This window comes from Streptomyces sp. NPDC040405 (assembly GCF_055595765.1).
Genome location: NZ_JBVIVI010000001.1, coordinates 203200 through 223865, shown reverse-complemented (window position 1 = coordinate 223865; position 20666 = coordinate 203200). Strand labels below are relative to the sequence as shown.

Below are 20666 nucleotides of genomic sequence, written 5' to 3'. Positions count from 1 at the left end.
TCGGTCGAGCGTACGGACCGGCTCTTGCTACCGTGCCTGACGTGGCGAAACTCAATCAGATCATCGCCGTGGAGAAGGGCGTCAAGGCCAAGTCCCACCAGGACCTGACGGCTGCCCACCACGGTCTGCAGAAGCCGGCCCTGCTCGCAGGGATATCCCGTACGTACCAGCCGAAGGACGAGGAGGGCGAACAGCTCCCACCCGAGTCCACCCGCGTCCAGGTCAAGTCCGAAGACGTGCTGCGGGACACGGCGGCCGCCCTGACCCGCCTCTTCGACGTCACCGCCACCAAGGACTGGTCGAACCGCACGGCGAAGGCGGACGTCACGGTCGAGGGCCGCACGCTGCTGCACGACGTCCCGGTCGGCTACCTCCTCTTCCTGGAGAAGCAGCTGGCCGACCTGGGCGCCTTCGTCCGCAAGCTGCCGGTCCTGGACGCCGCCGAGTCCTGGTCCGTGGACCCGTCCACGGACTCCTGGAAGACCGACCCGGTGCGCACGGTCCGTACGAAGAAGGTCCCCCGCAACCACGTCAAGGCGGAGGCCACCGACAAGCACCCGGCCCAGGTCGAGGTCTACTACGAGGACATCCCGGTCGGCTACTGGACCACGGTCAAGTTCTCCGGCGCCCTCCCGGCCCGCAGGGTCAACGAACTGCTCGACCGTGTCGAAAAGCTCCAGCAGGCGGTCAAGTTCGCCCGCGAGGAGGCCAACGGCATCGAGGTCACCGATCAGCGGGTGGGCGACGTGGTCTTCGGCTACCTCTTCGGGTAGCGTCATGAACTCCCCGTCCGCCTCAGTGCGGACGGGGTGCGCGAGGAGCGCAAGCTGAAGCTGAAGCTTGTCGTGACGGCGCGGTCCGCCCGCAGAGGCAGGCCGCGATCAATCTCAGACTCTCGCTCCAGACTCAGCATTCGCCGCCGATCGCCGCATCGACCGGGCCCGGGCTTGGTCGTCGGATGCCGGTTCAAGTCCGGCCCGCGCAGCTTTCCTTCCGATGCGCGGTAGTTCAAAGGCAGAACACGACGACATGATGACTGACCCAGGCCCTTAAACGACGCGGCGTGCGCAGCTGGGCGGCATTTCAAGGACCCGGGGGCAGGCTACGCCCCCGGGTCCGCTTCTTTCTTCCGTCTCCGGCCCCCGCGGAGGCGGCGCCGGAGCCTGTGGAGGGCGGGGAAGCGGTCGCGGCTCTTGCGGGTGCTGCGGTCGAGTTCTTCCATGAGGCGCCGGGAGCGCTGCTCCATGTCCAGTTCGGCGAGGATGCGGTCGATCTCGGCGAGCAGGGCGCCCTGGAGCTGCCATTGGCCCGGGTGGCGCTGGACGCGGCGGAGGAGGAGGTGGGCGGCCCTGTCGCGGCTGGTGTGGGCCCGGGACAGCTCGGTGGCCAGGTGGGATTCGGCCTCCTCGGCATTGGCGCTGACCGGGCTGGTGACCAGGATCGCGAAGCTTTCGACGGCGTCGGCGGTGGAGCGGAAGAGGTCCTCCAGCGCCTCGGCCACGTCGGCGGGGAAGAGGGGTTCGTCCGTCCGTTTCTTGGCGAGGTCGGTGAGGGTGCGGGTGAGGACGCGCAGGACGACCGTGCAGATCTCCAGGGTGTCCAGGCCGGTGCGCAGCACCACCCGGTGCAGCAGGCCCTCCTTGACCCGGGGGTTGAGGCGGACGCTGTCCTCGGCCTGCCGGAGGGCGGCGTCGACCTGGGAGATGTCGTGGTCGAGGCGGCGGGCCTCGTGGAGGCGGGCGGCGGCGCGTTCGACCGGTGTGTGGCTGCCCAGCTCCTCGGCCATGTGCAGCAGGAGCTGACGCATCCGGCGGGCGAGGTCCACGATCGACTCACCGGCGGTGTGGACCCAGACGGGCGGCGCGAACAGGAAGTTGAAGCCCAGTCCGACGACGGCCCCGATCAGGGTTTCCAGCACCCGGGACCAGGCGGTGGTGGTCACCTGGCTCACGCCGAGGACGAGCATGGCGCTGATCGCCACTTCGGGAACGAATTCGCTCACTCGTGCGAAGTGACCGGCCGTCAGGGAGGCGAGAATGATCAGACCCAGGCTCCACCAGGTCAGCCCGACCAGGATGGAGAAGGCGATGGCGAGCAGGACGCCCACCACCACGGCGTTCACCCGGCGGATGCCGGTGGTGAGGGTCGCGAAGAGGGTCACCTGCACCACGAGCAGCGCGGTGAGCGGGGCGGTGAGCGGGGCCGCTTCGGTGCTCAGCTGGAGGGCGACGACGTAGGAGATGGTCGCGGCCGCCGCGGAACGCAGGGTCTGGACGACGACGGGGGCCTTGCGGCGGCGCTTGACGAGGTCCGCCACCGGGTCGAGGACAACAGGCACATGGTTGTCCCTTCCCGTTGTGCCCCCAACGGCCACCGCGCCGCCGCCCGGCCACCTCGGACGGGCTAACGTGTGGGGCGTGATCAGGCCATTCAAGGGGACCGAAGACGACGAGGCGATGCCCGGGAGCACCGGCCCCACCGCCACCGTCGAAGCCGAACCGCGCCAGGTCGGGCGGGTACGTACCGAGTACGCACCGGATCCGGACGGGGACCCCGATCCGGGCGAGATCGTCTGGACGTGGGTTCCGTACGAGGAGAACGACGGCCGCGGCAAGGACCGGCCGGTGCTGGTGGTCGCGCGGGAGCGCGGCGGCACGCTGCTGGCCGTACAGCTGTCGAGCAAGCGGCATGACGGCGACCACGAGTGGGTCGGGATCGGCGCCGGGCCGTGGGACCGGGCCGGGCGCGACTCCTGGGTCGACCTGGACCGCGTCCTGCGGGTGCATCCCGACGGCATGCGGCGCGAGGCGTGCGCGCTGGACCGGCCGCGCTTCGATCTGGTCGTGCTGCGGCTGCGGCAGCGGTACGGCTGGCGCTGAGCCCGCCGCGGACCCTCAGGTGCCGGCCAGCGCCAGCAGCTTGGTGACCGTGTTCCAGTTGCGGGCGGTGGCCGTCACCCCGAGCCGGGGATTGCCGAGCTTCGCGGCCAGCTTGGAGCGGCCGAGCCCGCCCGGGCAGTGGAGGTAGATCTCGCGCCCGAGGAGCCGGAACTCGTCCGGCGCGTACGCGGCTGTGTTCAGAGCGTTCAGCGCCTCCAGGGCCGAGGTGTCGGTGGGCACGTCCGACAGGAAGACCACATGCAGGGTCTTGGGCTCGGCCGCGGCCGCGGGATACGGGTTGGCGTCGACGGCGGCGGCCAGCTCGTCGCGGGTCCGCACCATCACGGGTACGGAGAATCCCAGGTCGGCGGCGAAGGCGTCCTCGAGCGCGCGGGCCGTGCGGTCGGGCGGGGTGCCGGGGTCCGCGAAGACGATGTTGCCGGTCTGGAGGTGGACGGTGACGCCCTCGAACCCCAGCTCGGCCATCAGGGCGCGCTGCCGCGCCACCGGGAACCTCTTGTTGCCGCCCACGTTGATGCCGCGCAGCAGCGCTATCTGGGATGTCATGGGCGGATCTCCTGAGGTGGCGCCTGCGGCCCGGGTGGCGGGTCTGCGGGGAGCGTACCCGCACCGCCTCAGGAGGGGCACGGCATGATGGGGCGGATGCGGCTCGAAGCGATCACCTGGGAACGGCTGACCGACGCGACCGCCGACCGCATCGCCGGGGCGACGGCGGCGGACGGCGGCCGCTGGCTCAGGGTGGCGGTCGACGGCGCGCCCGCGGCGCGTCCCGGGGAACTGGCCCGGGACCTGGCGGAGGCGCTGCGGATACGCGGGCGCCCGGTACTCGTCGTCGCGGCGGCGGGGTTCTGGCGGCCCGCGTCGCTGCGCTACGAGTACGGGAAGCGGGACGCCGACGCGTACTACGACCGCTGGCTGGACACCGGGGCCCTGTGGCGCGAGGTCTTCGCCCCGCTGGAGCCGGGGCCGGGCGGCACCGGGCGGGTGCTGCCGGACCTGTGGGACCCGGCGACCGACCGGGCCACCCGCAGCCCCTACGCCGAACTGCCGCCGGGCGGAGTGCTGCTGCTGCACGGCGCGCTGCTGCTGGGGCACTGGTTCCCGTTCGACCTGTCGGTGCATGTGTGGCTGACGCCCGCCGCCCTCGGCCGCCGCACCGAGGAGGACGAGCGCTGGACGCTGCCCGCCTTCGCGCGGTACGAGGACGAGGTGCGGCCCGTCGAGAGCGCGGACGTGGTGGTGCGGGCGGACGACCCCCGGCATCCGGCGTGGCACCGCCCGGAACCGTAGGACCCTCTCGGGGCCGTCCGCCCGCACCCGCGCGCTGCTTCTCGCCCGCGCGCTACTTCTTCTGCGGGCACTCCTTCCACGCGAAGTGGTAGGTGGTGCTCACGTCGCCGTCCGTCGAGTCCATGGTCATGAAGCTCGTCGTGTCCTTGGTGTTCGACGATCCGGCGTTGACCCGCAGCTCGGTGTTGATGTTGAAGTTCCGCAGCTCGCCGCAGGGGGACCAGACCACCGTGGCGATGTCGGCGGTGTCGGTGACCTGCCAGTTGTCGTCGTAGGCGCCGGTGAAGTCATGCGAGTTCGACGTCGTCTGCGACTGCCCCTGGAAGTAGTAACTCGCCTTCTCGGTGGCGGACGCGCCCTTCTCCAGGTGCGCGTAGCCCCGGTAGTCGACGCTGGCGATGGCGTACGAGAAGCCCTGCGGCACATGCGTGACCAGGTTCAGCTGGCAGTTCTTCCTGAAGTCGGTCGGCTTGGCGCCCTTGCCCACCTGGGCGAGGTAGTCGCTGTAGGTGACCGTGAACGCGGTGTTGTCGGGAGAGACGGCCACCGCCGCCGTACCGGCAGGACAGCCCGAGCCGTTGACGGTCGCGACCTTGATCACGATCTTGTCGGGCGGCACGGTGTCGAACGGTGGTTGCGCGTATGCCTGAGAGGTGAGCGTCGAGGCGAATAACGCCGCGGCAACGCCGCCTGCGTACAGAACACCGGGCATGATTCTCCATTCGATGGTGGATTTACCCGACCTGCTGGAGGGGCCGCCCTGCCGGAGGAACTAGGGGCATTCCTTCCAGGCCAGGTGGTAAATGGTGTTGGCTCCGCCGTCCGTCGAGTCCATGGCCATGAAGCTGGTGGTACCGGCCGCGGAGGTGCCCGCACTTACCCGCAGTTCGGTGTTGATGTTGAAGTTGCGGTCCTGGCCGCACGGCGCCCAAACCAGCGCGCTGTATTCCGTGCTGTCGGTGGTCTGCCAGTTGTCGTTGTACGGACCGCTGAAGTCATGGGTGCGCGATGCCGTGTCCGACGATCCCTGGAAGTAGTAACTCGCCTTCTCTGTGCCCTTCGCGCCCTTTTGCAGGGAGCCGTAGCCGCGGTAGTCGACCTGGGCGATGGCGTAGGTGAACCCCTGCGGCACGTGAACGCCAAGGTTGAGCTGGCAGTTCTTACGGATGTCGGTGGGGTTTGAGCTGGGGCCGACCTGGGCGAGATAGTCGCTGTAGGTCACGGTGAAGGCCGTGTTGTCACTGGCCACGGCCACCGCGGCGGTCCCTTTCGGGCAGCCCGAGCCGTTCACAGTCTTGACGCTCATCTCGATCTTTTCCGGCGGAGTGTCGGGGGTCGAGGAAACACCTTGCGCGGAAAAGGCGGAGGTGAATAAGGCCGCGGCCGCGCCGCTGGCGAGCAGAACACCGGACATGGCTCTCCAATTCGATCATCGGGGACGTGGTGGAGCCGTGAAGGAACGCGTGGGTCTTCCGGACGTCTTTCGGACGCTTTTCGGGCGTCTTTCAGGCGTCTTTCGGGCGTGAGCGGGGGAAGAGCGGAAGAACGAAAGAGCTTTACCGCGTACCGGAATGTGCTTGCGTTACATTCTCGCCGGGATGGGGCCCGCGAGCGCTCCCAAGGTAAGGGGGGAAGGTGGCCATGACAAGATGGCGACGCATTCCGTCGGCAAAATATCTTCCAACCCGCTAACCGGAGAACCCATCCGGTCAGAAAAGCGGTTGCGGAAGTACCCCTTCCAGGGCCAGCAGCGTCCGCTTGGTCTCCAGCCCGCCGCCGAAGCCGCCTATGCCGCCGTCGCTCTCCACGACGCGATGGCAGGGGACCACCACCGGCAGCGGATTGCTGCCCATGGCCACCCCGACCGCGCGGGCGGCGTCCGGCTCGCCGACCCGGCGCGCGAGGTCCTGGTAGCCGACGACCGTGCCGTACGGAACGTGGGCGGCCAGCTCACGCAGCACCCGGCGGTTGAACCCGGCGGACAGGGACCAGTCCAGCGGCAGCGTGAACGCGCGCGTCCGCTCGGCGAAGTAGCTCTCCACCTGCCGTATCGCCTCGGTGAGATGCGCACCGGGCTCGGGCTCGGGCCCGGCGCCGAGGCGCCGGGTGAGCCGGTCGACGGCCCCGGCCGCCGTCGTACGGTCGGCGTGGAAGACCACGTGGACCAGGCCCTGGCCGGTGGCCGCGAGCAGCAGGGGCCCGATGGGCGTGTCGGACACCGCCCAGGACCACGCGTGGGTCTCCTGCCGCTCGGACCGCCGCTCAGGACGGCGCTGCTCGTTCGTCACGCCTTCAGCGTAGGCGGGGGGGTCCGACAACGCCCGCCCTCAGCCGTCGTCAGCCGGCGTCTTCCAGCGCCTCCCGCACCACATCGGGCTTGTTGGTGATGATCCCGTTCACGCCCATCCCGGCGACCTTGACCGCCGTCGGGCCGTCGTTCACCGTCCAGGTGTAGACCTCCAGCGGACGGCCGTGCGCGCCGCGCACCGACTGGATCTCCTTCACGTACGAGGCGTCGATCGTCGTGTGGCTCGGGTTGATCTGGTCGGCGAACTCCGCGTACCGCGGCAGATCGGCGACGGCCGGAGTGCCCAGGAACCCGGTCTTGATGTCCCGCCGCAGCCGGTGGACCGTCTGGACCGAGTCGGCGCTGAAGCTCTGCACGATCAGCCGCTTGAGGTGCTTGCGGTCGAGCCAGCCCTCCCGGCGCAGCTCCCGCAGCGCCTGCCGCTCGATGCCCGGATACAGTTCCGGCGCCTTGATCTCCATGAGCAGCTTCTGATGATTGTCCGAAACCCGGTCCATGTACTCCTCGAGAGTCGGCACCGGCTCGCCCTCGAACTTCGGCCCGAACCAGCTCCCGGCGTCAAGTTCCTCGATCTCGTCCAGGGTGAAGTCGGAGATCTTCCAGGGGGCGCGGTCAGGGAAGACCTGCTCGACGTCGGTGGTCCGGTTCAGCGTGGTGTCGTGCATGATGATCAGCTCGCCGTCCCGGGTGCGCTGCACATCGTTCTCCACCCAGTCGATGCCCAGGTCATCGGCGGCGTCGACGGCGGCCAGCGTGTTCTCGGGGGCGTAGCCGGAGGCGCCCCGGTGCGCCACGGTGACGGTGTGGTGGTGCGACATGCCGGGGGCGGCCTGCGCCGCCGTGGGGAGGAAGAGCGCGGAGACACCCAGAAGAGCGCCGGATAACGCGGCGGCGGGGCGGATCTGCATACGGACTCCTCGCGTCGTCTGACTCGTGGACGGCCGAAGCGTGTCAGACCCGCCGTACCGGAGGACAGTCACAGAAAAGCCGTACATTGATCCATCCCGTACCCCTCCCGGACCGCGCCGCGGATCAGGCCGTGGATCCGCCCGCGGACCGGGCCGCGGACCGGTCCGGTGAGCGGCCGTCCGCCGTTGTCAGTGGCGAGTCGTACGGTGGGTCTCATGCGGCCCGTGACTCAGATCGAACGCAAGGTGGCGCCCTTCGAGGTCGTCAGCCCGTACCAGCCCAGCGGCGACCAGCCCACGGCAATCGCCGACCTGGACCGGCGCGTCCGTGGTGGTGAGAAGGACGTCGTGCTCCTGGGCGCGACCGGCACCGGCAAGTCCGCGACCACCGCGTGGATGATCGAGAAGCTCCAGCGCCCCACGCTCGTCATGGCGCCGAACAAGACGCTGGCGGCCCAGCTCGCCAACGAGTTCCGCGAGCTGCTGCCGAACAACGCGGTCGAGTACTTCGTCTCGTACTACGACTACTACCAGCCCGAGGCGTACGTACCGCAGTCGGACACCTACATCGAGAAGGACTCCTCGATCAACGAGGAGGTCGAGCGGCTGCGCCACTCCGCGACGAATTCGCTGCTCACCCGGCGCGATGTGATCGTGGTGGCATCCGTCTCCTGCATCTACGGCCTGGGCACCCCGCAGGAGTACGTGGACCGCATGGTGCCGCTCAAGGTCGGCGAGGAGATCGACCGCGACCAGCTGCTGCGCCGCTTCGTGGACATCCAGTACGCCCGCAACGACATGGCGTTCACCCGGGGCACCTTCCGGGTCCGCGGCGACACCATCGAGATCTTCCCGGTCTACGAGGAGCTGGCCGTCCGGATCGAGATGTTCGGCGACGAGATCGAGGCGCTGTCGACGCTTCATCCGCTCACCGGCGAGGTGATCAGCGACGACCGGGAGCTGTATGTGTTCCCGGCCAGCCACTATGTGGCCGGACCCGAGCGCATGGAGAAGGCCATCGCCGGGATCGAGTCCGAGCTGGAGGGGACCCTGGCCCGGATGGAGAAGCAGGGCAAGCTGCTGGAGGCCCAGCGGCTGCGGATGCGCACCACGTACGACATCGAGATGATGCGGCAGATCGGCACCTGCTCCGGCATCGAGAACTACTCGCTGCACATCGACGGCCGGGAGGCCGGCACCCCGCCGCACACCCTGCTCGACTACTTCCCGGACGACTTCCTCCTCGTCATCGACGAGTCGCATGTCACCGTGCCGCAGATCGGCGCGATGTACGAGGGCGACGCGTCCCGGAAGCGCACGCTGATCGAGCACGGCTTCCGGCTGCCCTCCGCGCTCGACAACCGCCCGCTGAAGTGGGAGGAGTTCGTCGAGCGGATCGGTCAGACCGTCTATCTCTCCGCGACCCCCGGGTCGTACGAGATGTCCCGCGGCGACGGCTTCGTCGAGCAGATCATCCGGCCGACCGGCCTGGTCGACCCCGAGGTCGTGGTCAAGCCCACCGACGGCCAGATCGACGATCTGATCCATGAGATCCGCACCCGCACCGAGAAGGACGAACGGGTCCTGGTCACCACCCTCACCAAGAAGATGGCCGAGGACCTGACCGACTACATGCTCGAACTGGGCATCCAGGTGCGCTATCTGCACAGCGACGTGGACACCCTGCGCCGGGTGGAGCTGCTGCGCGAGCTGCGCGCGGGCGAGTACGACGTCCTGGTCGGCATCAACCTGCTGCGGGAGGGCCTCGACCTGCCGGAGGTCTCGCTGGTGGCCATCCTCGACGCGGACAAGGAGGGCTTCCTGCGCTCCGGCACCTCGCTGATCCAGACCATCGGCCGCGCCGCCCGTAACGTGTCGGGCCAGGTGCACATGTACGCCGACAAGGTCACCCCGGCGATGGAGAAGGCCATCGACGAGACCAACCGCCGCCGGGAGAAGCAGATCGCGTTCAACGAGAAGAACGGGATCGACCCGCAGCCCCTCCGTAAGAAGATCGGCGACATCGTGGCGACCCTCGCGCGCGAGGAGATCGACACCAAGGAGTTGCTGGAAACCGGCTACCGCAAGTCGGCGGACCAGGGCAAGGGAGCGGGCAAGGGGCAGGGGAAGGCGCCGGTGCCCGCCCTGGGGTCCCAGAAGGGCGGCAAGGCGGCGAAGGGGGCCGGGGACGGCACGCTGACCGACCGCCCGGCCGCCGAACTGGCCGAGCTGATCGCGGAGATGACCGACCGGATGAAGGCCGCGGCGGCGGAGCTGCAGTTCGAGGTCGCGGCCCGGCTGCGGGACGAGGTCGGGGAGCTGAAGAAGGAGCTGCGACAGATGAGGGAGGCCGGGCTGTCCTGACTCCTGGGGCGGTTGGCGTCGCGCCGCGGTTCCGCTGTGGTTCTGCTGTGTTGCAAGACCGACACAAAGCCCGCTCGCCTGGCCGGACTCCTGGTGACAGTGCATAGGGTTTTCGGGAGGGCCGTGGCACACGGCGCGGCCGTGGCCGCGCCACCGCGGCCACGGGGAAACCGAGAGACGAGAGTAGGGACAGCGCGTGACGGTCAACATGTCCAAGGGACAGGCCATCAGCCTGCAGAAGGCCGACGGGGGCACCCTGACCGCGGTGCGGATGGGACTGGGCTGGCAGGCGGCGCCCCGCCGCGGACTGTTCGGCTCCCGTACCCGTGAGATCGACCTCGACGCGTCGGCGGTGCTCTTCGCGGACAAGCAGCCGATCGACGTCGTGTTCTTCCGCCACCTGGTCAGCGACGACGGCTCGGTGCGCCACACCGGCGACAACCTGGTCGGCGGCGCCGGGCAGGGCGGTGACGACGAGGCGGTCCTGGTCGACCTGCAGCGGGTGCCGGTCCACATCGACCAGATCGTCTTCACGGTGAACTCCTTCACCGGCCAGACCTTCGCCGAAGTGCAGAACGCGTTCTGCCGACTGGTCGACGAGACCAACGGCCAGGAGCTGGCCCGCTACACCCTCACCGGTGGCGGCCAGTACACCGCGCAGATCATGGCCATCGTGCAGCGCGAGGGCAGCGCCTGGCAGATGAAGGCCGTGGGCGAGCCCGCCAACGGGCGCACCTTCCAGGACCTGATGCCGCACATCGTGCCGCACCTGTAAGCGGAGCGGTTTTCCCGTCGGCCCGGTGGTGCGTCTGCCCGCCGGGCCGACGCGCACATGCGGCACCGTTCGCACGCCACCACGGGACGCGTCCGCACACCACCACGGAACACAACGGAACACAACGAGGGGACGCACGATGACGGCCGAGCTGGTCCGGGGGCAGAACCACCCGCTGCCCCAGACCCGTTTGGAGATCCGGATCTCGGCGGGTAATCCGATCGTGGCCGGGGCGACACTCGGCGATGAGCAGGGCACGGTGCAGGGCGTCGAGTGGGTCGCGCATCCCGCCTCGCCCCAGCTGCCCGGCATCGAAGTGTCCAAACAGGCGGCGGCCGCCCATCGGCTCGCCGTCGACCTCGACGCGCTGCCCGAGGGCGTCCACCGGGTGCATGTGCTGCTCGCCCTGGTGAGCGGGTCCGGCGGCCCGGTCCGGTTCGGCGCCATGGCCGCGCCGTCCGTCGCCGTCACGGGCCTCGACGGCACCGAGGTGGCCAACTACACCCTCACCGACCTGGACGCGGAGTCCGCGGTGGTCGCCCTGGAGCTGTACCGCAGGCAGGGCGCCTGGAAGGTGCGCGCCGTGGGCCAGGGTTACGCGGGCGGGCTGGCCGAGATGCTGCGGGACCAGGGGCTGCCCCAGGCCGCCGAGCTGGCCGCCGAGATCAACGACGCGGTGGCGCGCGGCATGGCCCGCTCGGTGGCCCAGCCCCCGCCGCGTGCCGCCGGGGACGACGGCCGGGTACGTACGGCCACGGCGGGCTCCGGGGCCGCACCGGACGCCCCGGCCCCGCCCCAGACCCCGCCACCGGCCCCGGCCCAGCCGCAGAACCAGCCGGGGGACACGTCCCCGGGTGAGCGGGTCGACTACCAGCACCCCGGGCGCCGTACCGCCGCGCCGCCCACGCCCCCGCCTGCCGTGCCGCCCGCCGAGCCCGGACAGCCCGCGCGGCCGGTCGCGGGGGACGCCTCCGGCTGGACCGTGGAGGAGCGGCTCTACAACCAGGTCTGGGGCATGTTCGAGGACCTGGCCCGCACCGCCGCCGCCTATCGCAGCGCCGTCGACTTCGCCGAATCCCGGATGGAGCAGGAGCTGGACAAGGTGCTCTCCGATCCGCGTACCCGGGTCGGCCCGGCGGCCGACGCCGCCCGCGCGCAGGCCCGCGCCAAGCAGGCCGGTCTGGTCGAGCAGGCCCGGACCGCCCTCGACCGGGACCTGGCGCAGCTGGCCGCCGAGGCCGAGGTCGTCGAGCCCGCGCTGCCGCCCGCGTACGCCCGCTGGGACAGCCCGGTCTGGCAGGGCTATCAGGTGCCGATGGAGGTCCCCATGGCGCTGCGGCTGGGCGATCTGCACCTTCCGGAGCGCACGGGGCTGCGCATCCCCATGCTGGTGCGGCTGCCGCTGGAGCGCGGTCTGTGGATCGACGCGGGGCGCACCGGCTCGGTCCGCGGCGCGCTGCTGGACTCCACGGAGCTGCGCAGGCTGGCCGCCGAGACGGCGGTGGCGCACGCGGCGCGGCTGCTGGCGGTGTATCCGGTGGACGAGTTCTCGGTGCACGTGATCGACCCGGCGGGCTCGGCGGCGTTGTCGCTGGCCCCGCTGCTGTCGACCGGCGCGCTGCGCGAGCCCCCGGCGGCCGGGGCGGCGGGGGTGTCCTCGGTGCTCGCCGCGCTGACCCGGCGCGTCGACCTGGTGCAGATGGCGATCCGCAGCGGGGCCACGGACGCGCTGCCGCCCGATCTGGACCTGGCCCAGCAGCTGCTGATCGTCCACGACTTCCCGCACGGCTTCGACGACCGGGCCGTCACCCAGCTGCGCTACCTCGCGGACGAGGGGCCCTCGGTCGGGGTGCATCTGATGATGGTCGCCGACCGCGAGGACGCGCAGGCGTACGGGCCGGTGCTGGACCCGCTGTGGCGCTCGCTGCTGCGGATCACTCCGGTCGCCGATGATCACCTCGCCGATCCGTGGGTCGGCCACGCCTGGACGTACGAGCCGCCGCTGGTCCCGGCCGACAGCCAGGTGCTCCAGCAGGTGCTGGGGCAGGTGGGGCGGGCGAGGCAGGCGTACGGGCGCTGATCCCGGAGATCATTTACAGGCTGAGCAGGGTTTTTGCCTTTCTCTTTACTCTTTCATGGGACTTCCTGTACTCTTCTTTACGCGGAGGGGAGTACTCCCTAGCGGTGTTCCCGTCACCACGGATCGCGCCCGAGCACCTTGAGTCGGGTCGGGCGCGATCCCGGGGCACCGGTCCGTGGCGCGAGCCCGGGCGGAAGAGACCTCCGGCAGCGACGACGCTGAAATTGCCGTACGAATGCCGGAGGATCCGTGGACGTTTCCGTGGCCATGTGGGGGCTGACGATTGTCGGTCTCTGCGCCCTTATCGCCGTCGACTTCTTCATAGGCGGCCGCAAACCGCATGAGGTCTCCCTCAAGGAGGCCGGAATCTGGACGGCCGTCTGGGTCGTCCTCGCCGGGCTCTTCGGGCTCGGGCTGCTGGTCTTCGAGGGCGGCCAGCCCTCCGGCGAGTTCTTCGCGGGCTTCATCACCGAGAAGTCGCTGAGCGTCGACAACCTCTTCGTCTTCGTCCTGATCATGGCGAAGTTCTCGGTGCCGACGATCTACCAGCAGCGGGTGCTGATGGTGGGTGTGCTGATCGCGCTCGTGCTGCGCGCGGTCTTCATCGCCGCGGGCGCCGCGATCATCTCGACCTTCGCCTGGGTCTTCTACATCTTCGGCGCCTTCCTCATCTGGACCGCCTGGAAGCTCATCCAGGAGGCGCGCTCCGATGAGGAGGAAGAGGAGTTCGAGGAGAACCGCATGCTCAAGGCGGTGGAGAAGCGCTTCCCGTCCACCGACCAGTACCACGGCACCAAGCTGTTCATCATGGAGAACGGCAAGCGGCTGATGACGCCGATGCTGATCGTCATGCTGGCGATCGGCACGACGGACGTCCTCTTCGCGCTGGACTCCATACCCGCGATCTTCGGCCTGACCCAGGATCCGTACATCGTGTTCACCGCCAACGCCTTCGCGCTGATGGGTCTGCGCCAGCTGTACTTCCTGATCGGCGGGCTGCTCAAGAAGCTGGTCCACCTGTCGTACGGGCTGTCGGTCATCCTCGGCTTCATCGGCGTCAAGCTGGTGCTGCACGCGCTGCACGAGTCCGGGGTGCATGTCCCGCAGATCTCCATACCGGTGTCCCTGGGCGTGATCTGCGCGGTGCTCGCGATCACGACGATCACCAGCCTCTACGCCTCGAAGAAGCAGGCCCTGGCGGAAGCGGAGGCGGGGACCGGAGAGGGCCGGTCCCGGGACAAGGACGCCGCCGACGTCTGACGCCCCTCCGCAGGGCCCGTCCCCTGGGCCGGGGCTCAGGCAGGAGCCTCCCCGGCCTCCAGGGGCCGCACGGCCGACCGTCCGCCCGCCGGACGGTCGGCCGTCCGGCGTGTGTCCGGCAGCAGGACGAAGCAGCCCAGGCTCAGCAGGGCGACCACGGTCAGATACCCGGCGACGGCCCACGGCGGGCCGTCGCCGCGGGATACCGCGGTCGCCACGAGGGGAGTGAGCCCACCGCCGAGCACCCCCGCGAGGTTGTAGCCGAGCCCCGCGCCGGTGCAGCGCACCCGCGGCTCGTACAGCTCGGGCAGATAGGCCGAGGTCACGGAGAACAGGGTCACGATGGCGAGCAGCGCGCCCAGGAAGCCCAGGAACATCAGCGGCGGCTTCCCAGTGTGCAACAGCGCGATCAGCGGGAACATCCACACGACCGTGGCCGCGCAGCCCAGCAGGCACAGCGGCCGCCGCCCGTAGCGGTCGCCGAGATGGGCCGCCAGGGGCGTCAAGGCGCCCAGCACCGCCACGGCCCCCATGACGCAGCCGAGCATGACGGTGCGGTCCACTCCTAGCCGTTCCGTGCCGTAGACGAGGGACCACGTGGTCACCGCGTAGAAGACCGCGTACCCCACCGCGAGCCCGCCCGCGGTCAGCAGCACCAGCCGCCAGTGCTCGCGCACCACCTCGGCCAGCGGCGCGGCGGCCCGCTCGTCGCGCTCGGCCAGCTCCATGAACCGCGGGGTCTCGGTCAGCCGGGTGCGCAGCAGGAGCCCGGCGGCGACCAGCAGCCCCGCGCCCCAGAACGGCACCCGCCAGCCCCAGGAGCGGAACGCGGCGTCGGAGAGCGTGGCGGAGAGGATCAGCATCGTGCCGTTGGCCAGCAGAAAGCCGATGGGCGGGCCGATCTGCGGAAACCCCGACCACAGGCCGCGCCGCCCGGCGGGCGCGTGTTCGACGGTCAGCAGCACCGCGCCGCCCCATTCGCCGCCGAGCCCGAGTCCCTGCAGGAAGCGGAGCGTGAGCAGCAGGACGGGGGCGGCGACGCCGATCGTGTCGTACGTGGGGACGAAGCCGACCGCGACCGTCGCGAGGCCGGTCAGCAGCAGCGAGGCGAGGAGCACCGGCCGTCGGCCGTGGCGGTCGCCCAGCGGCCCGAGCAGCATCGCGCCCAGCGGCCGGGAGACGAACCCGGCGGCGAAGGTGCCGAAGGCGGCCAGGGTGCCCACGAGCGGGGAGAAGGTGGGGAAGAAGAGCGGGCCGAGGACGAGGGCCGCGGCCGTGCCGTAGACGAAGAAGTCGTAGAACTCGATGGCGGTGCCGGCCAGGGACGCGGCGGCGACGCGGGCCATGGAAGGGGTGGACGGGGCGCGGTCGTCGTCGCGCGGGACGTCGTGCATGCCGCGCCAACAGCCGCCGCGCGCCACCGGTTACGGGGCGCGCGGCGGCATACGGCGCGGGGAGGGGGTGGAGAAGGGGTTACCAGCCGCGCTCGCGCCATTCGGCGAGGTGCGGGCGCTCGGCGCCGAGGGTGGTGTCGTCGCCGTGGCCGGGGTAGACCCAGGTCTCGTCCGGGAGCCGGTCGAAGAGCTTGGTCTCGACGTCGTGGAGCAGGCTCTCGAACGCCTTGGGGTCCTTCCAGGTGTTGCCGACGCCGCCCGGGAACACCACAGCACGCTCCAACACACGAGGTCACGGCGGCGAGTAAACCTACGGGCCGTGCCTCCGCGGCGTCGAAGTGGGCCGACCGCATCAGATGCCTGTGCAACGAGGCCGGCCGTGCCCTTCTCAGCGGTGACGCGGGCGAGGCAGCAAGGCGAACGCGCTCTCCGCAATCGAAGTCAGGCGGTCAGGGCTGTGGCCGTACGCGCCTACGACATCGGTCCCGCGGATGATGGTCAGCAGAAGGTAGGCAAGGTCGTCGGGGTCCGCGTCGGGGTCGATGTCGCCGTTGCGCTGCGCCGCTTGCACACACTCGGCCACCGCCGTCCGGACTACGGAGAAGCAGTCGTTGGCCAGGCGTTGCACCTCGGGGTCGGAGGCGCCGATCTCCAGGGCCATCTTGGCGGCGAAGCAGGCCGCCGCCGTCCGGTCAGGGGCGGGGGGTACGTCGGCGGCGAGTGGCACCCCGTGGACGGCGCGGAGCAAGTATGCGTGCAGTCGTTCCAGGGCGCCCTCGTCCGGTCCGGCGAGCATCTTCCGCGGACCCTGCCCCAGCCGGGCGAAGTAGCTGGCCATCGCTCGCAGCAGCACGCCGTGTTTGCCGTCGAACGCGGCGTAGAGGCTGCCGCGGCCCAGGCCGGTGGTGGCGCTGATGTCGTCGACGCTCGTGCCGTTGTAGCCCGAGGTGCGGAACTGCCGCTCGGCGGCATGCAGGACGTGGTCGGGGTCGAAGCTTCGTGGTCTCGCCATACACCGAAGGTAAAGCTGACCCACCGTATTTGACAACTCAGTACAGAACCGCCTAGGTTTCTGACTGTTCAGTACACAACGGTCCTGAGCTCACCGGACAGGCTGCGTGCACGCCTGGCGCGATTGAGGGCAACCCATGCCTTCGAACTCCTCCGCGCCGCCCGGCGTTGCGACGCCTTCCAGGCTGGCAAGGCACGGTCTGATCCTCGCGATCCTGGCGACGGCGAGTTTCATCGCCGTACTGGATCTGTACATCACGAACGTCCCAAGAAAACCGGGGCTGGACTCTCCATAACAGCCCAAGACGGTCGCCGACCACATCCTCGGCTTTCTGAACAGCTGCCCCCCACCACCCAGAACTCGAAGGGTTGACCGAACCATGACTGATAAGGAAACGCAGGAGGCCATGGCTGTGGCGACTCCTCCGTACGCGAGCGACACACTGGCCGAGGGGACCGTCGACGCGGTGGTGATCGGCGGGGGCGCCGCAGGGTTGAACGGTGCACTGATCCTCGCCCGCTCCCGCCGCTCGGTCGTCGTGATCGATAGCGGCTCCCCGCGCAACGCGCCCGCGGAGGCCATGCACGGCTTCATCGTCCTGGACGGCATCCCGCCGTCCGAGATCCTTCGACGGGGCCGGGAGCAGGTGCGCCAGTACGGCGGACGCGTCGTGTTCGGCGAGGTGGTCTCGGCCGAGTCCGCCGCCCCGTCGGCGGACGGGGACCTGCGGTTTACCGTCACCCTGGCCGACGGCCGCAGCATCACCGCCCGCCGCATCCTGGTGGCCACCGGCCTCACGGATGTGCTGCCACAGGTGCCCGGGCTCGCCGAGCACTGGGGGCACAGTGTGGTGCACTGCCCGTACTGCCACGGCTGGGAGATGCGCGACGAGCCCATCGGCATCCTCGCCACCGGCCCGGCCTCCATCGGCCATGCGTATCTGTTCCGCCAGCTGACCGAAGACCTGACCTACTTCACCCACGGCACCGACCTGGACGAGGACAGCCGCGCCCGCTTCGCCGCCCGCGGCATCCGCATCATCGACACCCCGGTCACCGAGGTCGTCAACGACGAGGACGGTGCCCTCGCCGGGGTGCGCTTGGCCGACGGCCAGGTCGTGGCCCGCCGCGTCCTCGCGGTCGCCCCGCAGATGCAGGCCCGCACCCAGGGCCTGGAAGGTCTGGGCCTGCCGGTGCAGGACCTGCCGAACAACATGGGCCGCGGTTTCGCCTCTGGCATGGCCGGCGCCACCGAGGTGCCGGGTGTGTGGGTGGCAGGCAACGCCACCGATCCGGTCGCCCAGGTCGGGGCCTCCGCAGCGGCCGGCGCACTGGCTGGCGACTACATCAACAGGATGCTGGCCACCGCGGACACCGACGCGGCCCTCCAGGGGTTCGCCGAGGCAAGCCCACACGGGGCCACAGGATGATCTCGAAGCCCTGAGATCTCAGCCCGCCGCCCGCTCCCCTCACGGGCAATTAAGTGATTCCGCTCGTCCGCCTCGTCCCTCTCAGGAGCTACTGATGCCCTTCCTTGCACATACCCCCGTGGAGAAGATGACTGGGCCTTACGCGCGGCGCTGGTGGGCGCTGCTCGTGCTGTGCCTGAGCCTGCTGATCACGGTGATGGCGAACACGTCGCTGATCGTCGCCGCCCCCGACATGACCACCGACCTGGGCCTGAGCAGCAGTGATCTGCAGTGGGTCGTCGACTCCTACACCGTTCCGTACGCGGCGCTGATGCTGGTGCTGGGCGCGATCGGCGACAAGTACAGCCGGCGCGGCGCGCTGGTGCTGGGTCTGCTGGTCTTCGCCGGCGGTTCGGTGATGGGGAGCATGGTCGACGAGACCTCGCTGGTCATCGTGGCCCGCGCGATCATGGGTGTGGGTGCCGCGGTCGTGATGCCGGCCACGCTGTCCCTGGTGGTCGCTACTTTCCCCCGGAGCGAGCGGGCCAAGGCCATCACCGCTTGGGCCGCGACCTCCGGGGTGGCGGTAGCCGTCGGCCCGCTGGTCTCCGGCTGGCTGCTCGAGGACCACGCCTGGGGCTCGACCTTCCTGATCAACGTGCCGATCGCCGTCGTCGCCGTGTTCGGCGCGCTCGCCCTGGTTCCGCCGTCCAAGGCGCAGGGCATGGGCCGGATCGACTACGTCGGTGGTCTGCTGTCGATCGTCACGGTCGGCTCCCTGATCTACGCCGCTATCGAGGGCCCGCACTTCGGATGGGGCGTCGGCCCCGTCACCGCCGCCGTGGTCGCCGGTGTCGGTCTGGTCGCCTTCGTCGCCTGGGAACTGCGGCACCCGCACCCGATGCTGGACGTCCGAAAGTTCGCGCTGCGGCCCTTCAGCGGCGCGATGCTCGCGGTGCTGTTCTTCTTCTTCGGTATGTTCGCCGTGATCTACTACTCGACGCAGTTCCTGCAGTTCGTCCTCGGCTACGGCGCCCTGGACACGGGTGTACGGCTGCTGCCGCTGGGCGGTGCGGTGTTCCTCGGGTCCGCGGTGACCGGGGTGCTCGCCCCGAAGCTGGGGGTGAGGGTGATGGTCGTGACCGGCCTGGCCGTCGGCACGGCGGGCATGTTCCTGCTCACCCAGATCGACAAGGGGTCGACGTACGGGGACTTCCTGGCGCCGCTGATGATGCTGGGCCTCGCGCTCGGACTGGCCATCTCCCCGGCGACCGACACGATCATGGGTTCCTTCCCCGAGTCCGAGCTGGGCGTCGGCGGCGGTGTCAACGACACCGCGTTGGAGCTGGGCGGGGCGCTGGGCATCGCGGTGCTGGGCTCGCTGCTGGGCACGGCCTACCGGGACGAGCTGACCGACCTGGTGGGCAACCGGCTCCCGGCGGAGGCGATGGAGACCGCCAAGGACTCGGTCGGCGCCGGCCTGGCCGTCGCGGAGCGGGTCGCGCAGGATCCTGCCGCCGGGCCCCAGCAGGCCCAGGCCGCCGTGGACGCCGTCCACCAGGCCTTCGCCCACGGAGTCGCCCAGACCAGCCTCATCGGCGGGATCATCATGGCCGCCGGAACTCTGATCGTCCTCGCGGTCCTGCCGGGCCGGCGCTGGTTCGCGAAGCAGAGCGCCGAGCCGGAGGCCGGGACGACGGCGAGCGAGGCGGCGACTGTGCGGGAGCACACCGGGTCCACCCACTAGATCGCCGACGGGGCGTCCACCGGATCGCCGGAGCGACGGGCACCGCCTCCGCCGGGTCGCCCGCCAGGCGCGTCGGGCAGGAGCCCGGCGGCGCGAGACGCGCAGGGCGCGGGCGTGGTCCACGGTCCACGGCCACGCGGATCCTCTGCCGGAACACCTCACCGTCCTTGGCCTCCGGGCCGCCCCGGGCTCTCCTGCGGGGCGGCCCGGAGGCCAAGGACCGTGAGGTGACAGCGGCGGTCGCAGCCCGCTTGAGCGCGGCCTCCAGCTGCGTGCGGGTGTTTCGAGCCCGTAGTACGGCTGGGAGCCGAAGGGATGGATTGCGGAGAAGTGGGAGGTTCCGCTGCCTGCCAGGTGAACCCGGCCCGGCAGACCGCAGCCCATGCAACAGTCCCCCTGATCATGGCGGTCACCGCTGCCGGCGTCGGTGACGGTGCTCTGGAGGCCACCGTCCGTGGGGCATGACCCTCCCGAGCGCGGAACGGGCCTGAATGCGCGACCGCCCCCGCTTCGGTTTCGAAACAGGGGCGGTCGGCGTCGGACGGTTACCAGCCGCGCTCGCGCCATTCGGCGAGGTGCGGGCGCTCGGCGCCGAGGGTGGTGTCGTCGCCGTGGCCGGGGTAGACCCAGGTCTCGTCCGGGAGCCGGTCGAAGAGCTTGGTCTCGACGTCGTGGAGCAGGCTCTCGAACGCCTTGGGGTCCTTCCAGGTGTTGCCGACGCCGCCCGGGAACAGGCAGTCGCCGGTGAACACGTGCGGATGGCCGTGCGGGTCGTCGTAGACCAGGGCGATGCTGCCCGGCGTGTGGCCCACCAGGTGGCGGGCGGTCAGCTCGACCCGGCCGACCCGCACCGTCCCGCCGTCCTCGACCTCCACATCGGTGGGCACCGGGATGCCCTCGGCGTCGTACCGGCCGGCCAGGGTGCGGGCGCCGGTGGCGTCCACCACCTCGCGCAGCGCGTTCCAGTGGTCCTGGTGGCGGTGGGTGGTGACGACGGACGCGATGCCGCTCTCGCCGATCAGGGCGAGCAGGGTGTGCGGGTCGGCGGCCGCGTCGATCAGCAGCTGCTCATCGGTGGCCCGGCAACGCAGCAGATACGCGTTGTTGTTCATGGGGCCGACCGCGACCTTCGAGATCATCAGATCGGGCAGTTCGTGCACGTCCGCCGGTCCGCCGACCGTCACCGCTCCGCTGTAGGTCATGGCCTCAGCCTAGTCTCG

At 70.3% G+C, this 20666-nt stretch carries 18 protein-coding genes and 1 pseudogene; 9 read left to right on the top strand and 10 right to left on the bottom strand.

Going from position 1 to position 20666, the window contains the following annotated elements:
- Window positions 1-41 precede the first annotated feature (41 nt).
- Entirely contained in the window at window positions 42-773 is a 732-nt protein-coding gene (locus ACZ59A_RS01055) for a DUF7873 family protein (protein WP_470951889.1), read from the top strand.
- 329 nt (window positions 774-1102) lie between these two features.
- Here ACZ59A_RS01055 and ACZ59A_RS01050 read toward each other — a convergent pair whose 3' ends face one another.
- Window positions 1103-2338: an FUSC family protein gene (locus ACZ59A_RS01050; RefSeq protein WP_470951886.1), complete on the bottom strand. Its 1236-nt coding sequence runs from the start codon at window positions 2336-2338 to the stop codon at window positions 1103-1105.
- Between the two features lie 118 nt (window positions 2339-2456).
- Between ACZ59A_RS01050 and ACZ59A_RS01045 the strand changes: the two genes are divergently transcribed.
- Window positions 2457-2879, top strand: a complete 423-nt coding sequence (locus ACZ59A_RS01045; protein ID WP_470954555.1) for a type II toxin-antitoxin system PemK/MazF family toxin — start codon at window positions 2457-2459, stop codon at window positions 2877-2879.
- A 15-nt stretch (window positions 2880-2894) separates the two neighbouring features.
- Here ACZ59A_RS01045 and ACZ59A_RS01040 read toward each other — a convergent pair whose 3' ends face one another.
- On the bottom strand, window positions 2895-3446 hold the full coding sequence (locus ACZ59A_RS01040) for a DUF1697 domain-containing protein (protein WP_470951883.1): 552 nt from the start codon (window positions 3444-3446) through the stop codon (window positions 2895-2897).
- 96 nt (window positions 3447-3542) lie between these two features.
- On the opposite strand from ACZ59A_RS01040, the gene ACZ59A_RS01035 reads away from it, so the two are divergent.
- Window positions 3543-4190, top strand: coding sequence for a nucleoside/nucleotide kinase family protein (locus ACZ59A_RS01035; protein WP_470951881.1), 648 nt, complete (start codon window positions 3543-3545; stop codon window positions 4188-4190).
- Window positions 4191-4242: 52 nt separating this feature from the next.
- On the opposite strand, the gene ACZ59A_RS01030 is transcribed toward ACZ59A_RS01035, so the two are convergent.
- From ACZ59A_RS01030 to ACZ59A_RS01015, 4 genes are all read right to left on the bottom strand, one after another.
- Window positions 4243-4902: a DUF4360 domain-containing protein gene (locus ACZ59A_RS01030; RefSeq protein ID WP_468041851.1), complete on the bottom strand. Its 660-nt coding sequence runs from the start codon at window positions 4900-4902 to the stop codon at window positions 4243-4245.
- A gap of 60 nt (window positions 4903-4962) precedes the next feature.
- A complete protein-coding gene (locus ACZ59A_RS01025) occupies window positions 4963-5604 on the bottom strand; it encodes a DUF4360 domain-containing protein (RefSeq protein ID WP_470951878.1) in 642 nt (213 codons plus the stop codon).
- A 295-nt stretch (window positions 5605-5899) separates the two neighbouring features.
- Complete coding sequence (locus ACZ59A_RS01020) at window positions 5900-6478, bottom strand: methylated-DNA--[protein]-cysteine S-methyltransferase (protein WP_470951875.1); 579 nt, start codon at window positions 6476-6478, stop codon at window positions 5900-5902.
- 49 nt (window positions 6479-6527) lie between these two features.
- Window positions 6528-7406, bottom strand: coding sequence for a glycerophosphodiester phosphodiesterase (locus ACZ59A_RS01015; RefSeq protein ID WP_470951872.1), 879 nt, complete (start codon window positions 7404-7406; stop codon window positions 6528-6530).
- Between the two features lie 216 nt (window positions 7407-7622).
- Here ACZ59A_RS01015 and uvrB point away from each other — a divergent pair, with 216 nt between their 5' ends.
- The 4 genes from uvrB to ACZ59A_RS00995 all read left to right on the top strand — a co-directional run bounded on the left by uvrB (window position 7623) and on the right by ACZ59A_RS00995 (window position 13885).
- Complete coding sequence (gene uvrB / locus ACZ59A_RS01010) at window positions 7623-9770, top strand: excinuclease ABC subunit UvrB (protein WP_470951869.1); 2148 nt, start codon at window positions 7623-7625, stop codon at window positions 9768-9770.
- A gap of 196 nt (window positions 9771-9966) precedes the next feature.
- Window positions 9967-10545 carry a TerD family protein gene (locus ACZ59A_RS01005; protein ID WP_468041859.1) on the top strand — a complete coding sequence of 193 codons (579 nt, stop codon included), beginning with the start codon at window positions 9967-9969 and terminating at the stop codon, window positions 10543-10545.
- A 139-nt stretch (window positions 10546-10684) separates the two neighbouring features.
- Complete coding sequence (locus tag ACZ59A_RS01000; RefSeq protein ID WP_470951866.1) at window positions 10685-12625, top strand: TerD family protein; 1941 nt, start codon at window positions 10685-10687, stop codon at window positions 12623-12625.
- A 249-nt stretch (window positions 12626-12874) separates the two neighbouring features.
- Entirely contained in the window at window positions 12875-13885 is a 1011-nt protein-coding gene (locus ACZ59A_RS00995; RefSeq protein WP_468041863.1) for a TerC family protein, read from the top strand.
- 35 nt (window positions 13886-13920) lie between these two features.
- Here ACZ59A_RS00995 and ACZ59A_RS00990 read toward each other — a convergent pair whose 3' ends face one another.
- The 3 genes and pseudogenes from ACZ59A_RS00990 to ACZ59A_RS00980 form a co-directional block, all read right to left on the bottom strand.
- Complete coding sequence (locus ACZ59A_RS00990; RefSeq protein WP_470954553.1) at window positions 13921-15231, bottom strand: MFS transporter; 1311 nt, start codon at window positions 15229-15231, stop codon at window positions 13921-13923.
- Between the two features lie 127 nt (window positions 15232-15358).
- Window positions 15359-15547 (bottom strand): annotated as a pseudogene (locus tag ACZ59A_RS00985) (MBL fold metallo-hydrolase); the annotation flags it as partial.
- Between the two features lie 120 nt (window positions 15548-15667).
- Window positions 15668-16291: a TetR/AcrR family transcriptional regulator gene (locus ACZ59A_RS00980; RefSeq protein ID WP_470951863.1), complete on the bottom strand. Its 624-nt coding sequence runs from the start codon at window positions 16289-16291 to the stop codon at window positions 15668-15670.
- Window positions 16292-16697: 406 nt separating this feature from the next.
- On the opposite strand from ACZ59A_RS00980, the gene ACZ59A_RS00975 reads away from it, so the two are divergent.
- Window positions 16698-17720 (top strand): NAD(P)/FAD-dependent oxidoreductase, encoded by a 1023-nt coding sequence (locus tag ACZ59A_RS00975; protein WP_470954550.1) that lies wholly within the window; start codon window positions 16698-16700, stop codon window positions 17718-17720.
- A gap of 94 nt (window positions 17721-17814) precedes the next feature.
- Window positions 17815-19446: an MFS transporter gene (locus ACZ59A_RS00970; protein ID WP_470951860.1), complete on the top strand. Its 1632-nt coding sequence runs from the start codon at window positions 17815-17817 to the stop codon at window positions 19444-19446.
- Between the two features lie 545 nt (window positions 19447-19991).
- On the opposite strand, the gene ACZ59A_RS00965 is transcribed toward ACZ59A_RS00970, so the two are convergent.
- Window positions 19992-20648 carry an MBL fold metallo-hydrolase gene (locus ACZ59A_RS00965; protein ID WP_468041865.1) on the bottom strand — a complete coding sequence of 219 codons (657 nt, stop codon included), beginning with the start codon at window positions 20646-20648 and terminating at the stop codon, window positions 19992-19994.
- Window positions 20649-20666 lie beyond the last annotated feature (18 nt).